This window comes from Caldicellulosiruptor diazotrophicus (assembly GCF_017347585.1).
In the GTDB taxonomy this organism is placed as follows: domain Bacteria; phylum Bacillota; class Thermoanaerobacteria; order Caldicellulosiruptorales; family Caldicellulosiruptoraceae; genus Caldicellulosiruptor; species Caldicellulosiruptor diazotrophicus.
Window position 1 is genome coordinate 1,851,250 of sequence record NZ_AP024480.1, and the last position, 18,763, is coordinate 1,870,012.

The 18,763-nt window shown below is 35.5% G+C and carries 20 protein-coding genes and 1 riboswitch; of the genes, 2 read left to right on the plus strand and 18 right to left on the minus strand.

The features are described from left to right. Window positions 1-97 precede the first annotated feature (97 nt). From lysS to CaldiYA01_RS09035, 14 genes are all read right to left on the minus strand, one after another. Window positions 98-1,585, minus strand: a complete 1,488-nt coding sequence (gene lysS, locus CaldiYA01_RS08970) for a lysine--tRNA ligase (RefSeq protein ID WP_207178942.1) — start codon at window positions 1,583-1,585, stop codon at window positions 98-100. Between the two features lie 24 nt (window positions 1,586-1,609). Further along, window positions 1,610-2,086 (minus strand): transcription elongation factor GreA, encoded by a 477-nt coding sequence (greA, locus tag CaldiYA01_RS08975; protein WP_307729603.1) that lies wholly within the window; start codon window positions 2,084-2,086, stop codon window positions 1,610-1,612. A 265-nt stretch (window positions 2,087-2,351) separates the two neighbouring features. Further along, a complete protein-coding gene (locus CaldiYA01_RS08980) occupies window positions 2,352-3,599 on the minus strand; it encodes an Nramp family divalent metal transporter (protein WP_207178946.1) in 1,248 nt (415 codons plus the stop codon). 33 nt (window positions 3,600-3,632) lie between these two features. After that, on the minus strand, window positions 3,633-4,886 hold the full coding sequence (locus tag CaldiYA01_RS08985) for a magnesium transporter (protein ID WP_207178948.1): 1,254 nt from the start codon (window positions 4,884-4,886) through the stop codon (window positions 3,633-3,635). 328 nt (window positions 4,887-5,214) lie between these two features. Then, a riboswitch (M-box (ykoK) riboswitch) is annotated at window positions 5,215-5,371 on the minus strand. A gap of 106 nt (window positions 5,372-5,477) precedes the next feature. After that, entirely contained in the window at window positions 5,478-6,959 is a 1,482-nt protein-coding gene (thrC, locus tag CaldiYA01_RS08990; protein ID WP_207178950.1) for a threonine synthase, read from the minus strand. Window positions 6,960-6,976: 17 nt separating this feature from the next. Continuing rightward, window positions 6,977-7,630 (minus strand): redox-sensing transcriptional repressor Rex, encoded by a 654-nt coding sequence (locus CaldiYA01_RS08995; protein ID WP_207178953.1) that lies wholly within the window; start codon window positions 7,628-7,630, stop codon window positions 6,977-6,979. A gap of 84 nt (window positions 7,631-7,714) precedes the next feature. Then, window positions 7,715-8,077 (minus strand): S1 RNA-binding domain-containing protein, encoded by a 363-nt coding sequence (locus CaldiYA01_RS09000; RefSeq protein WP_207178954.1) that lies wholly within the window; start codon window positions 8,075-8,077, stop codon window positions 7,715-7,717. Between the two features lie 13 nt (window positions 8,078-8,090). Further along, window positions 8,091-8,390 (minus strand): FtsB family cell division protein, encoded by a 300-nt coding sequence (locus tag CaldiYA01_RS09005; protein ID WP_207178956.1) that lies wholly within the window; start codon window positions 8,388-8,390, stop codon window positions 8,091-8,093. A gap of 54 nt (window positions 8,391-8,444) precedes the next feature. Then, window positions 8,445-8,765, minus strand: a complete 321-nt coding sequence (gene yabQ / locus CaldiYA01_RS09010) for a spore cortex biosynthesis protein YabQ (protein ID WP_207178959.1) — start codon at window positions 8,763-8,765, stop codon at window positions 8,445-8,447. 13 nt (window positions 8,766-8,778) lie between these two features. Further along, window positions 8,779-9,054, minus strand: coding sequence for a YabP/YqfC family sporulation protein (locus tag CaldiYA01_RS09015; RefSeq protein WP_207178962.1), 276 nt, complete (start codon window positions 9,052-9,054; stop codon window positions 8,779-8,781). Between the two features lie 93 nt (window positions 9,055-9,147). Then, on the minus strand, window positions 9,148-9,390 hold the full coding sequence (locus CaldiYA01_RS09020; RefSeq protein WP_207178963.1) for an RNA-binding S4 domain-containing protein: 243 nt from the start codon (window positions 9,388-9,390) through the stop codon (window positions 9,148-9,150). A 146-nt stretch (window positions 9,391-9,536) separates the two neighbouring features. Continuing rightward, complete coding sequence (locus CaldiYA01_RS09025) at window positions 9,537-9,812, minus strand: HU family DNA-binding protein (protein WP_011916753.1); 276 nt, start codon at window positions 9,810-9,812, stop codon at window positions 9,537-9,539. An 88-nt stretch (window positions 9,813-9,900) separates the two neighbouring features. After that, entirely contained in the window at window positions 9,901-10,671 is a 771-nt protein-coding gene (mazG, locus tag CaldiYA01_RS09030; RefSeq protein WP_207178964.1) for a nucleoside triphosphate pyrophosphohydrolase, read from the minus strand. A 33-nt stretch (window positions 10,672-10,704) separates the two neighbouring features. After that, complete coding sequence (locus CaldiYA01_RS09035) at window positions 10,705-10,989, minus strand: sporulation transcriptional regulator SpoIIID (RefSeq protein ID WP_207178965.1); 285 nt, start codon at window positions 10,987-10,989, stop codon at window positions 10,705-10,707. Between the two features lie 168 nt (window positions 10,990-11,157). On the opposite strand from CaldiYA01_RS09035, the gene CaldiYA01_RS09040 reads away from it, so the two are divergent. After that, a complete protein-coding gene (locus tag CaldiYA01_RS09040) occupies window positions 11,158-12,000 on the plus strand; it encodes a sulfide/dihydroorotate dehydrogenase-like FAD/NAD-binding protein (RefSeq protein WP_207178966.1) in 843 nt (280 codons plus the stop codon). Beyond that, window positions 11,976-13,391, plus strand: coding sequence for an NADPH-dependent glutamate synthase (gene gltA / locus CaldiYA01_RS09045; RefSeq protein WP_207178968.1), 1,416 nt, complete (start codon window positions 11,976-11,978; stop codon window positions 13,389-13,391). Before CaldiYA01_RS09040 ends, gltA begins: the two co-directional genes overlap by 25 nt. Before the next feature lie 71 nt (window positions 13,392-13,462). Here the strand turns inward: gltA and glnA are convergent, their stop codons facing one another. The 4 genes from glnA to tilS all read right to left on the minus strand — a co-directional run bounded on the left by glnA (window position 13,463) and on the right by tilS (window position 18,756). After that, window positions 13,463-14,800, minus strand: a complete 1,338-nt coding sequence (gene glnA / locus CaldiYA01_RS09050; protein ID WP_207178971.1) for a type I glutamate--ammonia ligase — start codon at window positions 14,798-14,800, stop codon at window positions 13,463-13,465. A gap of 152 nt (window positions 14,801-14,952) precedes the next feature. Next, window positions 14,953-16,803 (minus strand): ATP-dependent zinc metalloprotease FtsH, encoded by a 1,851-nt coding sequence (ftsH, locus tag CaldiYA01_RS09055; protein ID WP_207178973.1) that lies wholly within the window; start codon window positions 16,801-16,803, stop codon window positions 14,953-14,955. 46 nt (window positions 16,804-16,849) lie between these two features. Beyond that, window positions 16,850-17,389, minus strand: a complete 540-nt coding sequence (gene hpt / locus CaldiYA01_RS09060; protein WP_207178975.1) for a hypoxanthine phosphoribosyltransferase — start codon at window positions 17,387-17,389, stop codon at window positions 16,850-16,852. Further along, window positions 17,386-18,756 carry a tRNA lysidine(34) synthetase TilS gene (tilS, locus tag CaldiYA01_RS09065; protein ID WP_207178982.1) on the minus strand — a complete coding sequence of 457 codons (1,371 nt, stop codon included), beginning with the start codon at window positions 18,754-18,756 and terminating at the stop codon, window positions 17,386-17,388. The genes hpt and tilS overlap by 4 nt, the downstream gene beginning before the upstream one ends. Window positions 18,757-18,763 lie beyond the last annotated feature (7 nt).

The window sequence follows — 18,763 nt, forward strand, 5'->3', positions numbered from 1 at the left end:
TTCCTTAACTATTATAGCACAAGTAAAAGATTATAGTATTCTAAAAAAAGGGGCAGCTTTTTTTAAAAATAAACAAAACTGCCCCTCTCTTTTTTAACTAATCCTTCGGTCGCATTGTGGGGAAAAGCAATACATCTCTGATTGAATACGAATCTGTCAGTAGCATAACCAGCCTATCAATTCCTATTCCAAGCCCACCTGTCGGCGGCATACCGTACTCAAGCGCTTCTATAAAATCCTCATCCATCATGTGGGCTTCTTGGTTACCTCTCTGTCTTTCTTTGAGCTGCTCTAAAAATCTCTCCTTCTGGTCAAACGGGTCGTTTAGCTCAGAAAATGCATTGGCTAATTCTCTGCAAGTGATAAAAAGTTCAAACCTCTCTGTGAATTGTGGATTGTCTTTTTTTCTCTTTGCAAGCGGAGAAACCTCAACTGGATAGTCCATTATAAATGTAGGTTGAACAAGGTAATCCTCAACCTTTTTCTCAAACACCTCATTAATAATATGACCTACCTGCCAGCTTTCTTCAACTTCAACCCCAAGGTCCTTTGCAATTTTTCTTGCCTCATCCAACGAAGAAACCTTTTCAAAGTCTACACCAATATACTTTTTTATTGCTTCAACCATGGTAAATCTTTGCCATGGCGGTGTCAGGTCAATTTCTTGTCCTTGATATATTATTTTTAACGTACCTAAAACCTCTTGAGCAACTGTTGTGATGAGCTTTTCAGTTAAATCCATCATGTCCTTGTAGTCGGCATATGCCTGGTAAATCTCAATGGTTGTAAATTCAGGATTGTGTTTTATTGAAATACCCTCATTTCTAAACACTCGGCCAAGCTCGTATACCTTATCAAAACCGCCAACTATAAGTCTTTTTAAGTGAAGCTCTGTTGCAATTCTCAAATATAAGTCAATATCAAGAGCATTGTGATGTGTAATAAATGGTCTTGCAGCAGCACCACCTGCCACAGGACTTAAAACAGGAGTTTCAACCTCCAAAAAACCCCTGTCATCTAAAAACTTGCGTATCGAACGAATTATTAAACTTCTCTTGATAAAAGTATCGCGAACCTGTGGATTTACAATCAGGTCAAGATACCTTTTTCTATATCTTGTATCAATATCTTTAAGACCATGCCACTTTTCAGGAAGTGGACGCAAACATTTAGTGAGCATCTCTATCTCTTTTGCCTTTACAGAAATTTCTCCCTTGTGAGTCTTGAAAACCTCACCTTTTACCCCTATTATATCTCCAATGTCATAATATTCTTTGAACTCCTCATACTTTTCTTCTCCAACTTCATCAATTTTTACATATACCTGTATTTTCCCTTTTGCATCTAAAATATCCACAAACGAAGCCTTGCCATGACCTCTTTTTGAAAGCATTCTTCCTGCAACACAGACAAACTTGCCTTCATATATTTCAAAGTTTTCTTTAATATCAGTAGAATAATGTGTAGGATCGTACTTTACCTTTTCATATGGATTGTATTTATTCTGTTGAAGTTCTTTTAGTTTTTTTATCCTGTTTTGTATCTGCTCGTTTAGCTCTTCCTGTGTAAACTCAAAATCCTGCATCCCCACTCACCAACTCCGTCTTTTTTATTTTGAGATTTCAAGTATTTTATATCTGAACTTCCCTGCAGGTACATTCACCTCAACAACATCTCCAACTTTCTTACCCATTAAAGCCTTTCCAACAGGTGACTCATCAGAAATTTTAAAATTTAAAGGATCGGCTTCCTTTGATCCAACTATTGAATATTCAAATACATCCCCAGTATCTAAATTTTGAATTTTTACGTTTGTACCAATTCCAACAAAATCAGTTGAAACTTCATCTTTATCAATAATCTTAGCATTATTGATAAGCTGCTCCAAATATGCTATTCTTTCTTCTAAAGCTGCTTGTTCTGCTTTTGCCTCATCATACTCGGAGTTTTCTGAAAGGTCACCAAACGAACGTGCAACTTTTATCTTTTCTGCTATTTCTTTCCTTTTTACTGTTTTCAAATTCTCAAGTTCTTTTAAGTACTTTTCATACGCTTCACGAGATAATTGATATTTTGCTGTATCCATTTCTCTTGCCATTTTTTCCTCCCCTTTTTCAAAAAGAAAATAATAATTTTTATGATTAATTTTAATTCAAAGAGTTTCAATTTATGCTTGTACATTTTAACTTTTGTCAATTATAAACCAAAGAAGTGCTTCATGTCAAGTGAAGAAAAAGAAAAGCCGCAGACAGTTTTTTGATAAAAACTATCTGCGACAAAACCTATCATAACAGTTTAAAACCTTATATTACAAAAACAAATGCGTAAAAAACAGTCCCAAAATAGTCTATTTATATATTTAAAAATGGCTGCACAAGCAAAATCAATGTTAAAATTATTATGAACACAACTGTTACCCATGCAATTACATTAAATAGTTTTGAATTCACATACTCACCCATGATTTCTTTATCGTTTGTAAGCTTGAGCATGTAAACAAGAATAATTGGAAGCAAAATTCCGTTTATCTCCTGAGCTACTATCATAAGTTTAATTAGTGGTATATTGGGAAGTAAAATTATTCCCGCACCTATTACAATAAAAAGAAGAATTATTCCGTAAAATACAGGTGCTTCCTTGAATTTTTTGTCAAGTCCATTTTCAAAACCAAACGCTTCAGTTATAGCATACGCTGTTGAAAGCGGCAGAATATGTGCACCCAAAAGTGACGCACCAAAAAGCCCTATTGCAAAAAGGCCTGATGCATACTTTCCCGCAAACGGCTCAAGAGCTTTTGCCGCATCTTCTGCTGTTTCAATTCTAATTCCATGCTTATAGAGTGTTGCTGCTGTTGCAACAACTATAAAAAATGCAATAAAGTCTGTCCAGAATGCTCCTAAGAATACATCCCATCGCTGATACTTAATATTTTTCACACTAACCCCTTTATCCACAACAGATGACTGCAAATAAAACTGCATCCATGGGGTTATTGTGGTCCCAATCATCGCAATAAAAATCAATACAAAACTTGGCTCAAAACTGAATGAGGGAATAAACGTGTTTTTAAATACTTCTTTCCAGTCCGGTTTGGCTAAAAATCCTGAAATTATATAGCTAACATAAATCACCATGAGACCTAAAAAGAATTTCTCAGTCTTTTTATATGAACCTTTATTAATTATATACCAGACAAAAAAAGAAGTAAGAGGTACAGAAATATATTTAGATATACCAAATATCTCAAGACTTGCCGCAATTCCTGCAAATTCGCCAACTGTTGTTGTAAAGTTAGCTATCAAAAGAGTTACCATCGCAAAAAATGTCATCTTTACACCGAAGTTCTCTCTAATAAGGTCAGAAAGTCCTTTGCCAGTTACAACACCCATTCTTGCTGCCATCTCCTGAATTACTGCTAAGCTTATGGTTATCAGAAAAAGTCCCCACAGCATCTTGTAACCAAACATGGAACCTACCATTGCATATGTTGCGATACCTGATGCATCATTGTCGGCTGTTGCCGTTACAAGACCTGGCCCAATTACACTTAAAATTAAAAGAATATTTTTTAGTCTGGTGCTTCTTGTTGTCTGCGCCATCTTTATATCACCTCTTTCATATCAACCTATTATCTACAGCAACAGTTTTCTTTTCATCTTTAATAGTTCATATACAATATCGTTTATAATAACAACTCCAATGAGTTTCTTGCTCTCATTCACAACAGGCACAGCAAGAAGACTATATTTTGAAATAATCTCAACAAGAGAATTAACATTGTCAGTGTCTTTGACACAAACCACATCCCTGTTCATTATCTCATAAAGCGGTGTTTGAGGCTCAGAGATTACTAAGTCGCGTAAAGACACGACTCCGCAAAGCTTTTCCTCGTTGTCCACAACGTACAAATAATAAATCTCATCTGGCTCAGGTTTTAAACGTCTTAATTCCTCTATTGTCTGCTCAACTGTAAAATGTGTCTTGAATGAGATAAAATCGGTGGTCATTATAGCACCTACACTGTTTTCGGGATACTCCATAAGTTCTTTGACTTCTTCTGATGCTTCTTTTTCCATACTATTTAGAAGCTCTTCTGCCCTTTCCTCTTTTATCTCATCAAGAATATCCGCAACCTCATCAGCCGGCATTTTTTCAAGCACATCTGCCACTTTTTCAACAGGAAGACTCTCTAAAACATTTCTCTGTGCTTCAACCTCAAGCTCTTCCAAAACATCTGCAGCCTTTTCTTCATCTAAGGTAGAAAAAATGTAAGCTTGCGTCTTTTTGTCAAGTTCTTCAATAATGTCTGCCAAATCTGAAGGATGTAATGTAGCGAGCTTTGAATATGTGGTTGAAAGCTTTAAATCAAGTCTTGGAGATGCAAGTGGCTGAACATCATCCCACAAAATAAGACGCGAAGGAATGTTTTTACCTAGCGGTTTTAATACCCTTTTCAGGGGCTTTGCAAGACCAAGCCTCCTCAAAAGTCCTTCAAAACCGATATCTACAGCTATTACATAAACACCTGTAGAAAGTACTGCAAGTCTTATATCATTAACCCTCACAACTTTTCTGCCGTTCATATCAACAATCTGCTTGTCAAGTATATGACGAACAAGCATAATGGTATCTTCTTTTTTCACATCGATTGGCTTTAAATTTCTTGTTTCAATCACGTACTGACCTTTTTCCTTATAGATTATGAAAAACGAAAAGTCCACAATTTGAGTTTGACCGCCACTTTTTACCTTTGCAGCAATCACTTTGGGTCTAATATAACTTGCATCAACAATCAAGTCTAAAAGCCTTCCCACAACCTTCTTTTCTTCTGAAAAAACCTTGTTCCCAATTACTCTGCTAAGATAAAAGCTTGTGACGTTTGGCATTTTAGCACCCCTCCTTTTTTGAATTTTTATTTTTGGTGTCATTAGGTGGAGGAGTGCTAAAAGCCTGAAATATATTTCTAAAAGGGTATATTTATCCCCTTATTTTTCTAAAATAGAGATAAATTAGCACCCCTCCACTCTCTTAAGGTACAATTGTTTTTTGTTGTCCAATCCTGCTTACTCACAGGACCAGAATCCATCTTTCCTCTCAACTCCTTCTTTAAAAAAATTTTCGCAATAGCAAAACTTTATACATTGATATTAGAAACAAAAAGTGCTTTCACCCAAAGCTTAAAAACGAGGTGAAAGCACATTTTTCGCCCTTTTAAAGCTACCTCGTACAAGCTTTGGCACTACACGGCATAAAAAGCTGCATTAGGTTATGCCTTGGTTTCGGCAAAACCTGTTTACCAGCTCAGATTGTCTCCAATCTTTCGCGGCAGCAGCCTATATCCCTGTAGGAGCCTCGCCTACCGAGATATCCATCTTTCAATATTCATTTTTCAACCTCTATTTTAGCACATTTTTTTCTTTTTTCAAGCCTTTATCGTCAAAAATTATATATTTTTCGGGTTATTTTTTAAAATTTCTTCAATTATCTCTTATTTTCTCTAATATAAAATCAAACATCTTATCTTTTTCTATCACATCAGGATGTAAAATCGGTTTTGCAAGAAGGCTTTTAATCCCCTCCGGAATGTCGACACCTGTCTTTGCATACAAAACATCTACAGCTTCAAACGGGTCAATATTATTATATTCACCATCAAACAAAGCGTTCAAAACATCTTTTGCAAACTTGTAAGGATTTGCGGTTTGAAGTACAACTGTTTTTGTATTATCAAATGTCTGCTTCTGGTACTTTCTGTAAACATCAAACCCAACAGCAGAATGCGGATCAACAAGATAGCCATACTTGTGGTAAATGCTCTTTATACTATTTCTTGTCTGGTCATCTGTGGAAAAATCACCCCAGAAACTTTCCTGAATCTCTTTTAAAATTTCTTCTTCAACTTTGAAATACCCCTCAGCTTTCAAATCTAACATGTACTTTTTAACTTTTTTTGAATCTTTTGTTACCAAATATAATAACCTCTCCAAATTACTTGCAACAAGAATATCCATTGAAGGTGAAATTGTTTTGTAAAACTCTCTTCTTCTATCATATAAGCCTGTCCTGATAAAATCAGCAACTACACTGTTTATATTAGAAGCAACAATAAGCTTATTTATAGGAATTCCCATGATTTTTGCAATAAAACCTGCCAATATATTGCCAAAATTACCTGTCGGAACAACAAAGTTTATTTTTTCACCTTCGCGAATATCACCATTCTTAAAAAGTACAAGATAGCTCCAAATATAGTATACAATCTGTGGCAATAATCTACCAAAATTTATTGAGTTTGCGGAGGTAAAGAAAAACCCAAGATTTTCGATTGTGTCTATGCATTTTTTGCTTGTGAAAATCTCTTTCACTCCTGATTGGGCATCATCAAAATTGCCTCTTATCCCAGCAACAAAAGTGTTTCTGCCTTCCTGGGTTGTCATCTGCCTTTTTTGAACATCAGATACACCCTCAGATGGATAAAACACGACTATTTTTGTTCTATCAACATCCTTAAAACCTTCTAAGGCAGCCTTGCCAGTATCGCCTGATGTTGCAACAAGTATGAGTGCCTGTTTGTAAAAAGTTGGCATTGATTTTAACAAAAGATGAGGAAGCACCTGCAATGCAACATCTTTAAAAGCGTATGTCGGACCATGCCAAAGTTCAAGCGCAAAAAGGCGGCTGTCAAGCTTTTTTACAACAACAACATCTTTTGCATCAAACTTTCCACGGCTGTATGACTTGTCAATGCAATCAGCAACTTCTTCATTCGTAAAATCAGTAAGGTAGAGCTCAAATATATATTTTGCAAGATTTGCATAAGATTCTATATTTTTTATCTTACTCAAATCAATATGAGGAATGAAAACAGGGGTGTAAAGCCCCCCATCCTCAGCTATTCCCCTGTAAATAGCCTCTTTTGCCTTTACCTCTTTATCTCCTCTTGTACTTATATATTGCATTAATTTCACCTCAAGCCTTACTTTATTCTCTCTTTTTCAAGAAGTTTTTCATTTAGCTTGTACGACAAGACCATCAGACTGTCAATCAGATGCACATTCTCAACAACCACATCACCTTTTACTTCAATCTCTTTTGCAGTAAAATTCCAAATACCCTTTATTCCACCTTCAACCATTATATCTGCAACCTCTTGCGCAACATCTGCTGGTACACATAAAACACCTATATCAACATCGTTCTTCTTTATAAAATCTTTAAGCCTGTCAATATGTTCAATCTTTATATCACGTATAGTTTTACCCACCTTTTGAGGGTCAATGTCAAAAAGTCCAATGAGTCTAAACCCTTTTTTATAGAAGTTAGCATAGTTTGCCAGTGCTTGCCCCAAGTTACCTACTCCCACAATGACCATTTTAAAATTCCTGTCAAGTCCCAAAATTTTTACAAGATTCTCATAAAGAACCTGTGTGCTGTAACCATATCCTTGCTGACCAAACCCGCCAAAATTGTTAAAATCCTGCCTTACCTGAGAAGCAGTATAACCCATTCTCTGGCTCAGCTCTGACGAGGATATTCTCATTACATCATGGTTTAAGAGATCTTCAACATACCGAAGATACCTTGGTAGTCTTCTTATAACTGCAAGTGAGATGTTCTTTTTTTTGAACAATTTTTCTCCCCCTTACCTTCTTTTGATATTTTTTTGACATACTTATTCTAAATTAAAAGCCTGTTTCAATTTTAAAACAGGCTGTTATCTTCTTTTTCCGTCAAATCTTTTGTTATACTCACTGAGCTTTTGATTACTTTCTTTTAAAAACCTTGAAAGTTTCTCTTCAAAATCATCTTTAGATCTTTTTTTCCCACTTTCTCTTTTCATTGTTTCCTTAGCTTTTTTTATCGATAGGCCAATTTTACCATCTTGTTTGATATTAATAACCTTTACTTTAACTATTTGATTTTCTTTTAAATATTTTCTTATATCCTCAACATATTCTTCTGCAACTTCTGAAATATGGACAAGCCCAACTTTGCCTCCTGGTAATTCAACAAATGCCCCAAACTCTCTTATACCTTTTACAACACCTTCTAATATTTGACCTCTTTTTATAGACACAAAATTGCCTCCTCTACTCCTTCTTCTTTTTGTTCTTATCTATGAACACAATTTCATCCTTACCCACAAGCCCAAGCTTTTCCCTCGCCACTTGCTGAATGTAGTCTTTTGTACCAACATACTGCGCAAGCCTTTTTAGATATTCATTTTCCTTTTTGATTTTTTCTATCTGGACAATGACTTCCCGCTGCTGAGCCTTTACCTGTCTTAAAATCATTTGCTGCTTAAAAATTGTAGTAGCAGAATATACAAAAAAGGCTATTATAAATACAAGCACAAAAACTCTCTTTAAAACTTTAAATATTCTTTTCATGGCTTGTCTTCCTTTTCGGAAACTCTCAAAAGTGTAGTTATATTCTATCACAATTCATTTCTTATTAAAAGATAAAACTTTGTTCACCTTTTTTAAAAATTCTTTATAGAGTGGCGAAATGGTATTTTTATAAACATAAATACCGCAAGCTATTGCCAAAAAAGTGTACCATTTGAGTGTATAAAAATTTATAAACATAAGACCTACTATCAATACTGCAGTGGATAAAACTGATGATATAAAAAACAGAATCTCTTTTGTTCGGCGCTTCAAAATTCTCTTGAAAAAGAATGAATCAAATACAATTCCTACAGCAAATCCAAGGAAAAAACAACTTGTAAAATCTGAAATTTGATCAAATACGCTTGCCGGCAATTCTTTTCGCCTCTCATTTAAAAAGTCGTGATAGCAACCCTTTTTTAGAACTTTCGCCATACTCAAGTGAATAAATCTGTCCTTCTATGAATACCTCACCTGTCTCTGTGTTTATTTTATTTATTCTAAGGTCAAACCCTTTTATTACAAGCAATTCATCATTGACAATAAGTATGATATTGTTTTCATCAAAGCTCTCAACATCATCAACACCATTTATCGTGATCTTTTCCCTGTTTTCGATAAGCACATTATGAATTTTAGATTTTAGATTTTTTCTTTCATCCATTACCATGTGGCATCCTTTAAAAATACTTTCAATGTTACATAATAACTATATTCCCTTTGACCTAAAATTATGTCAAAACATCACCTGAAAGCTTTACTCAATCACTTCATACATGGAATTTGCTAAATTTTTTTGAACCTTCTCATCAACGCTTGCTACTTTGCATTTAAAAACCCTATCACCAAAGTGTACCTCAATGATATCACCAACTTTGATATCAGTCGATGGTTTTGCTACTCTTCCGTTCACAAATACTCTTCCTGCTTCACATGCTTGCTGAGCCAAAGTCCTTCTTTTGATAATTCTCGACACTTTCAGATATTTATCTATTCGCATTTTTAAAACTCCCCACCTTTTTTGAACCTTTTCGAAAAACCAAAAAGTAGTGAAAAATTTATGGCTGCAGCTAAAACTGGCTGCAGCCGAATTAATACCAAAAACTTTATACCCCTCTTTTTTGAAAATTCTATCTTGACCAAAAACTATTTTGCAACAGCATCTTTCAACATTTTACCTGCTTTGAACACAGGGACCTTTGTTGCTGGAATCTTTATCTCTTCTTGAGTTTGAGGATTTCTACCAACTCTTTCCGCTCTCTCTCTTACCTCAAATGAACCAAAACCAACAAGCTGAACCTTTTCCCCCTTAGAGAGTGCTTCTGTTACAGCATCTACAAACGCATTTAGTGCCTTCTCAGCATCCTTCTTTGTAAGACCACTCTTCTCTGCCATTGCCGAAATCAAATCTGTTTTGTTCATTTTTTCTTACCTCCTCGCGTATTTTGTGATATTCTAAATATTTCTATTCTATATTTATATCAAAAATCCTTCTTTTTTCAAGCCTTTTCTAAACTTTTTTTGCCTCTTCCCAAAATTTGTCCATATCTTCAAGGGATATTTCATCCAATTTTTTGCCTTGTTTGGAAACACTTTCTTCTATATATGAAAATCTGGTTATAAATTTCTTAACTGTTCTGTGCAAGGCTTCTTCAGGGTCAACATCAAAAAACCTTGCAATATTTACAACTGCAAAAAGAATATCGCCAATTTCTTCTTCTATTTTCTCTTTTTCATCATTTTTTGACAAACACTCTTTAAGTTCTTCAATCTCTTCATATAGCTTATTTAAAGCTCCCTCATAACTTCCCCAATCAAAACCTACCTTGGCTGCTTTTTCTTGAACTTTAAAACTTCTCATAAGAGCTGGAAGATGTTTCGGTATTCTTTTCATACTATCTGTAATAGTTTCAATTTCTTTTTCATTGTTTTTAATCTTATCCCAGTTCTGAAGAACCTCTTCAGCGGTTGAAAAGTTGTCGCTACCAAATACATGTGTATGCCTTCTCTTCATCTTCTGACAGATATCATAAACAACCTCGTAGATATCAAATCTACCATTTTCCTGAGCAATTTTGGCATGAAATACTACCTGCAAAAGCAGGTCACCAAGTTCCTCTTTGAGTTTTTCAAAGTCTTTTTCATCTATAGCTTCAATAACTTCATATGTCTCTTCAATAAGGTACTTTTTAAGACTTTCATGTGTCTGTTGTCTATCCCATGGGCATTTGTTTCTTAGTATATCCATAATTTCCACAAGTTTGTCAAAACTTGCTCTCATCTTTTGATCTCTCCTGCACAAAATTTTTATAAGCTATATTATACCACTATTTTTAGAAAGAAGCTGTGATTTTTTGATAAGATGCTTTCTCTTAGTTGCAAGTCCTCCCCTTATATGTCTTTCTTGCTTATTTCTTTCCAATATAGCTCTTACCTGTCTGTAAAGTCCTTTGTCGATGTACAAAAGCCTTTCTGTAAGGTCATTATGAATTGTAGACTTTGACACACCCAAAATCCTTGCAACCTTTCTCACAGTTGCATTGTACTTAATCATTATTTCTGCTGCCAATATTACTCTTTTTTCAATATCCTTTTTCAATCTCTTGTCCTCCAGAACATTTCTCTTATTTAGGATTATATGCTACACAACAGAGAAGCTTTCCCTACAAAAGAGTAATAGTCAAGTTTTTGTCAAACTTTATGTTTGAATTTTTATAGCTTTTTTGATACTATATATTAAAATCTGTGTTAACATAGGTGATGTAAAATGAATGAGATTGTTGTAAAGCAAAACTTAGCACCAAATGTATGGCTGATGGGCATATACTCCCCACAGGTTGCAAAAAAGGCAAAGCCCGGCCAGTTTGTAATTTTAAGGGTTACAGAAAATGGAGAAAGGATTCCTCTTACAATTGCAGATTTTGACAATGAAAAGGGAATTGTATACATCATATTTCAGGTTGTAGGAAAAACAACATTGCTTTTATCCCAGCTAAACCTCAGTGACAAAATAATTGATTTTATTGGTCCACTTGGTATGCCATATGAGCACAGCCCGGAAGATAAAGATTACCTTTTTGTGGCGGGTGGACTTGGAATACCAGCAATATTTTCAAAAGTTAAGATGCTTTACAGTGAAGGCAAAAACATAGATATTATCGTTGGCGGAAGATCAAAAGAAAATATCTTTTTTGAAAATGAATTAAAAAAATATTGCAATAATCTCTACATCTCTACAAACGACGGCTCCTATGGAAAAAAAGGATTTGTAACTGATATATTAAATGATCTTTTAGAAAGTGGCAAAAGGTATGATGAAATATTTGCTGTAGGACCAGTTCCAATGATGAAAGCAGTTGTTGACATTACAAAAAGGTTTTCAATCAAGACTTTGGTCAGTCTCAATCCAATTATGGTTGATGGAACAGGTATGTGTGGTGGATGTAGAGTAAAGATTGGAAATGAAGTAAAATTTGCCTGTGTTGATGGTCCTATTTTTAATGGATTTGAGGTTGACTTTGATGGACTTATGAAAAAAAATTCCTACTATCAAGACCTTGAAAATATTTCGTACAATGAACATAAATGCAAAATTGGATTGGGGGAATAGAAAAATTGGACATGTTAAAAAGAGTTCCTATCAGGGAACAGGAACCTATTGAGAGGATACACAACTTTGATGAAGTGTGTTTTGGCTACACATCTGATGAAGCTGTTATGGAAGCACAAAGATGTTTGCAGTGTAAAAATGCACCGTGTGTAAAAGGCTGCCCTGTTGGAGTTAAAATTCCTGAGTTCATTCAGCTTATAAAGGAAAAAAAATTCAAAGAAAGCTACTTTAAGATACTTGAGACAAACCTTCTTCCCGCTATATGTGGGCGTGTATGTCCTCAGGAAACTCAGTGCGAACAGAACTGTGTCCGTGGAATAAAAGGTGAACCAATTGCTATTGGCAAACTTGAAAGATTTGTGGCTGATTGGTTCAGACAAAACTGTAAATTTGAATTTTCAAAGCCTCAGCCAAACGGCAGAAAGGTTGCAATAATTGGTTCAGGACCTGCAGGACTTTCATGTGCCTCGTCTCTAGCAAAGATGGGTTATGAAGTTACAGTATTTGAAGCATTCCATAAACTTGGTGGGGTTTTATACTATGGAATACCTGAGTTCAGACTTCCAAAGGAGGTTGTTGAGTGGGAGATTGAAAATCTAAAGAAGATGGGCGTTGAGTTTAAAACAAACATGATATTCGGCAAGACATTTGAGTTGGAAGATTTAAAGCAGGAAGGGTTTGATGCTGTATTTATAAGCTCTGGCGCTGGACTTCCCAATTTTCTGAACATTGAGGGTGAGTTTTTAAACGGGATATATTCAGCAAATGAGTTTTTAACAAGGATAAACCTCATGAAAGCATATAAGTTTCCTGAATATGATACACCAATCAAACTTGGTAAGAAGGTCGGTGTAATTGGCGGTGGGAACGTTGCAATGGATGCTGCAAGAGTGGCAAGACGCCTTGGAAGTGAGGTATATATCTTATATCGAAGAACTGAGACTGAGATGCCCGCAAGAAAAGAAGAAATCGTTCACGCAAAAGAAGAAGGAATAAAAATAGTTGAGCTTGTAAGTCCTGTGAGGTTCATAGGTGATGATTCAGGACATGTCAGAGCTATAGAACTTGTAAAAATGATGTTATCAAAGGAAGATTCCTCAGGCAGGCGAAGTGTAAAACCTATAGACGGTTCAAACTTTGTCTTTGAAGCAGACAACTTCATTGTTGCAATCGGACAAAGCCCAAATCCTCTTATCAAAAAAGCCGTACCTGACCTTGAGCTAAATCCTAACGGTTCTATTAAAGTAGATGAAACCCTTATGACAAATATTGAAGGTGTTTTTGCAGGAGGCGACATTGTCACAGGCGCAGCTACTGTCATTCTTGCAATGGGAATGGGTAAAAAAGCTGCAGAGAGCATTGATAGATATTTAAATGCTAAAAAGGCATAAAAATTTTTGAATTTATATCAAATACAATAAAGGCTGCCTCTTTTATCTTGAGAAGGCAGCCTTTATTATTATTAGTACTTTGTGAGATATGAGTCAATCTCCCATTGATGTACTTTTGTTCTGTAATCATCCCATTCAAGTTTCTTTGCTTCTAAGTACTTTTCAAAGATATGATCTCCAAGTGTCTCTCTCATAAGAGCACTGTTTTCAAATTCCTTTATAGCTTCTTCTAAGCTTCCCGGCAAACTTCCAATTCCGCGTTTTGCTCTTTCTTCTTCGCTCATTATGAAGATGTTTTCTTCAACTGGTTCTGGTGGCTCAATCTTGTTCTTAATGCCATCAAGTCCAGCCGCTAAAACAGCTGCAAATGCCAAATATGGATTTGCTGATGGGTCAGGATTTCTTAGCTCAACCCTTGTTGCCTGGCCTCTTTTAGCTGGAACTCTTATAAGCGGGCTTCTGTTTCTTGGTGACCATGCAATGTAAACTGGTGCTTCATACCCTGGCACAAGTCTCTTATATGAATTTACAAGTGGGTTTGTAACAAGCGCAAACTCTCTTGCATGCTTCATAAGACCACCAATAAAGTAATATGCTTCTTTTGAAAGTTGAAGCTTATCATTTGGGTCTAAAAATGCATTCTTCCCATCAGATACCCTTGCAAGAGACATATTTGTATGCATACCAGAACCATTGATACCAAATATTGGCTTTGGCATAAATGTCGCATGTAGACCATGTCTTTGTGCAATTGTCTTTACAACAAGCTTGAATGTCACAACATTGTCAGCTGTATAAAGTGCATCGTCATATTTAAAGTCAATCTCATGCTGGCCAGGCGCAACCTCATGGTGAGATGCCTCTATCTCAAATCCCATCTCTTCTAAGGTCAATACCATGTCTCTTCTTGCATCCTCACCCAAATCAACAGGACCCAAATCAAAATATCCGCCTTGGTCATGTGTATGCAAAGTTGGGTTACCATTCTCATCTGTGAGGAACAAGAAAAATTCTATCTCTGGTCCAACAAAAAACTTAAATCCCATCTCCTCAGCTTTTTTGAGCATTTTCTTTAGCACACCGCGTGGGCACCCAGGGAAAGGTGTTCCATCTGGAAGATAAACATCGCAAATTAACCTTGCTACTTTGTTTGGTGACGGTCTCCATGGAAAGATTGTGAATGTGTTAAGGTCTGGTCTTAAATACATGTCTGATTCTTGAATTCTCACAAACCCTTCGATTGAAGAACCATCAAACATAACTTCATTGTTCAACACTGCTTCAAGCTGCTCAACAGGGACAGCAACATTCTTTAAAATTCCGAAAATGTCCACAAACTGAAGCCTTATAAATTTTACATCCTGCTCCTTGCATATGCGAATAATGTCTTCCTTGGTGTAATTCTTCATTACCAAATTCCCCTCCATTTAAAGATTTTTGATACATAAACAAAAAGGACAAAGACGCCCACTTTAAATTTCAGGACGCCTTTGTCCTTTCATTTCTATTATACTATATTTCTCGAAAAAATGCAACTACATTTTTATAATCTTTCACATCATTAAATCATCTGTGGCTGAGCGTCCTCAAAAACAAGTTTTCTGAATTCCTCACCTGTAAGTTTTTCTTTTTCCAAAAGTGCGTTTGCTACTTTATGAAGCTTATCAATGTTTTGTTTTAGTATGTCTTCAGCCTTTTTATAGGCTTCTTCAATAATACTTTTTATTTCCCTGTCTATTTCAGCAGCAACCTCCTCAGAGTAGTTTCTTGCAAGCGCAAGGTCCCTTCCCAAGAACACTTCTTCTTGCTCTGTTCCAAAAGTCATAGGACCAAGCTTATCAGACATTCCATATTTTGTTACCATGTCCCTTGCAATCTTGGTAGCTCTTTTTATATCAGATGCTGCACCTGTTGATACATCTTCCAAAACAAGCTTTTCAGCAACTCTTCCACCAAGAAGTGTTACAATTTCTCTCATCATATCAGATTTTGACGCATAGAACTTATCTTCCTTTGGAAGATACATAGTGTATCCGCCAGCATATCCTCTTGGTATAATTGAAACCTCATGAACAGGTTCTGAATCTGGAATCATTGTACGAACAATTGCATGACCTGCTTCATGGTATGCTGTAAGCTTTTTTTCTTTTTCAGTGTAAACCCTGCTTCTTTTTTCAGGTCCCATCAACACTTTTGCCACAGCTTCCTGAACCTCTTCCATGTTAATCTGTCTTTTACCCTTCCTTGCTGCCAAAAGTGCAGCCTCATTTAAAAGATTTTCAAGGTCAGCACCAGTAAATCCAGCAGTTATTTTTGCTATTTGAGAAAGGTCAACATCCTCACCAAGAGGCTTGTTTCGTGCATGAACTTTTAAAATCTCCTCTCTTGCCTTTGCATCAGGAACATTTACAACAATCTGCCTGTCAAATCTACCAGGTCGCAAAAGTGCAGGGTCCAATATATCAGGTCTGTTTGTTGCTGCCATTACAATTATTCCTTCGTTTGTGCCAAATCCATCCATTTCAACTAGAAGTTGGTTTAATGTTTGCTCCCTTTCATCATGTCCTCCGCCAAGCCCTGCACCCCTGTGTCTTCCAACTGCGTCTATCTCGTCTATAAACACAACACACGGAGCATTTCTCTTTGCCTGGTCAAATAAATCTCTTACTCTCGCTGCACCAACACCAACAAACATCTCAACAAAGTCAGACCCAGATATGCTAAAGAAGGGCACTCCTGCCTCGCCTGCAACTGCTTTTGCTAAAAGTGTTTTACCAGTTCCAGGTGGTCCAACAAGCAAAATACCTTTTGGAATTCTTGCACCAAGTTCAATATACTTCCTCGGATTTTTGAGAAAGTCAATAACCTCTTTGAGCTCTTCTTTTTCTTCATCTGCCCCCGCAACATCTGCAAAAGTGACTTTCTTTTTGAGGTCTTGAATTGTCTTTGCTCGAGATTTTGTAAACGACATTATCTTGCTACCGCCGCCCTGGGTCTGCTGCAGCATGAATATCCAAACAAAAATCATTAGCCCTGCAAAAATTAACATTGGCAAAAAGGTCGAAAGCCACCATGGAACCTGCGGAGGTTCTTTTGTCACTATTTGAATCTTTTTTGCCTGGATTGCTGGCTGTATCTGGTCTAAAAATTTGTCTGGAGACGGAACAAAAACATTGTCAAACTTGGTACCATCAGCATATTGCCCAGACACATTATTGTAACTTAAAACAATTCTTGTCACCTTACCATCGTTTATATCGTTTATAAGTTCTGAATAAATTACCTCCCTTCTTTCGCTCAAATTTGAGAAAAGCTGATTGTACGAAAGCCCTCCACTTAAAATATCTACAAGTAACAGAATGATAAGAGCTATTAGGATATAAATTGTTGCTGTTTTAAATAGGTTCCTCAATTGTAAATAGGCACTCCCTTCAAATATTGTTAAATTGAATTTCTTTCTATTCTAAAACACCTATATAAGGCAGGTTCCTGTAAAGACCTGCATAATCAAGTCCATAACCAATCACAAATTTGTCTGGTATCTCAAACCCTTTGTAATGTATTTCTACATCCACCTTACGTCTACTGGGTTTATCAAGCATAGTACAAATTTTTAGGCTCCTTGGCCTTCTTCCTTTTAAATATTCGGTTATATACCTTAAAGTTAAACCTGTATCAACAATATCCTCAACAAGTAAAACATCTTTGTCTTCTATGCTTGTATCAAGGTCCTTTAGTATTCTTACAATTCCCGATGAAGATGTTGAGTTACCATAACTTGACACAGCCATAAACTCTATCTTAACAGGAATAGTTATCTGCCTTAAAAGGTCTGCCATAAAAATTACTCCGCCTTTTAAGATACAAACCATTAAAAAATCGCTACTTTCTTTATAATCTTCAGAAATTTTTTGTCCAAGCTCTTTTACCCTTTGTTTTATCTGCTCTTCTGTTATCAAAATTTCTTTAACCTTAAGTGGTAAATCTTTCACTGTCATCCGTCTCCTTCCATTTTTCGTACGTTTACTTCTAAATAAATTTTTGAATCTGGTTTTATCTTGTAATTTTGATTTATAGTAACTGTATCGGAATAAATATCAAATATAGCAATCACTTCACTATCCTTTGCAAGAAGCAAAATAGAATCACGCCATCGTTTAGGAATTTTTTTATCAATAAACCATTCTTTTAATTTCTTTTTGCCTGCTTTAACATAAATAAAATCACCATCTCTTCTTGTTCTGAGGAATAACTTTTTTTCAGATATCTGTTGGATATCGATGTATATACTTTTTTGATTTTCAATTTTGTGAGTAGTTTTAATATTAAACTTGAAATTTTTGTAAAATATTTGATGTTCCTTATCTAAACAAATCTCAAAACAAAAAGAACTTTTTTCAGCTTTTCTGTAAAATACCAGCGAATCATTTTGCTTCTCAACAACCACATCTTTATATACCTTTTTCTTGCCAGACGAAAGAAAAAATAGCTCTTCAACCTCTTTTAACATATCATACGAAATTGTAGAATTATAATATTCAAGCATAATTTTTATAATTCTTCTTCGCAAAAATGCTGGAAGATTTTTTGCTTTCTCGATATTTAAAACATAATAAACATCTTCCTTTTGAACACATTCCTGAAAATATTTATTGGCAAGTGCTTCTATCTGATTATTTTCTTCTCTTATTACTTCGACAGTTCGATAAATGATATTTAATACACTTTCGCCAAATTTCTCTTTTATAAATGGCAAAATTTCATTCCTTACAATGTTTCGCTTATATTTAAGACTAAAATTTGTTTTATCAACAACAAATGGAATATTATTTATTTTGGCATACTCTTCAATCTCTTCCCTTGAGATATTTATAAGAGGTCTTGCAACAATATCACGTACAGGAGGGACAGATGCAAGACCTTCCAAACCACTTCCTCTAAATAAATTCAAAAAGAAAGTTTCAATTACATCGTTTTTGTTATGTCCCAGAAGTATTCTGTCGATGTTAAACTTTTGGGCTATCTCATAAAAAAAACTATACCTTGCGTTTCTTCCAGCTTCCTCTTCAGAAAGTCCTTTTTCTTTTTTAAGTTGCGCAACATCAACTTTTCGAGTAATACATTTAATATTATACCTCTTGCACATTTCAATTACAAATTTCTCATCATCATCTGCCTCAGGTCTTAGCATATGATTAAGGTGTGCAACAGTTATATCCAAATTGTACTCATTTTTTAGCCTGCAGATACAATCAAGCAATACCATCGAATCGACGCCGCCTGAACATCCTATCAGTACCTTAAACCCCTCTTTTAACATACAATATTTCTCTATATTGATTTTTACCTTCTCCAAAAGACTCACTTTAAAT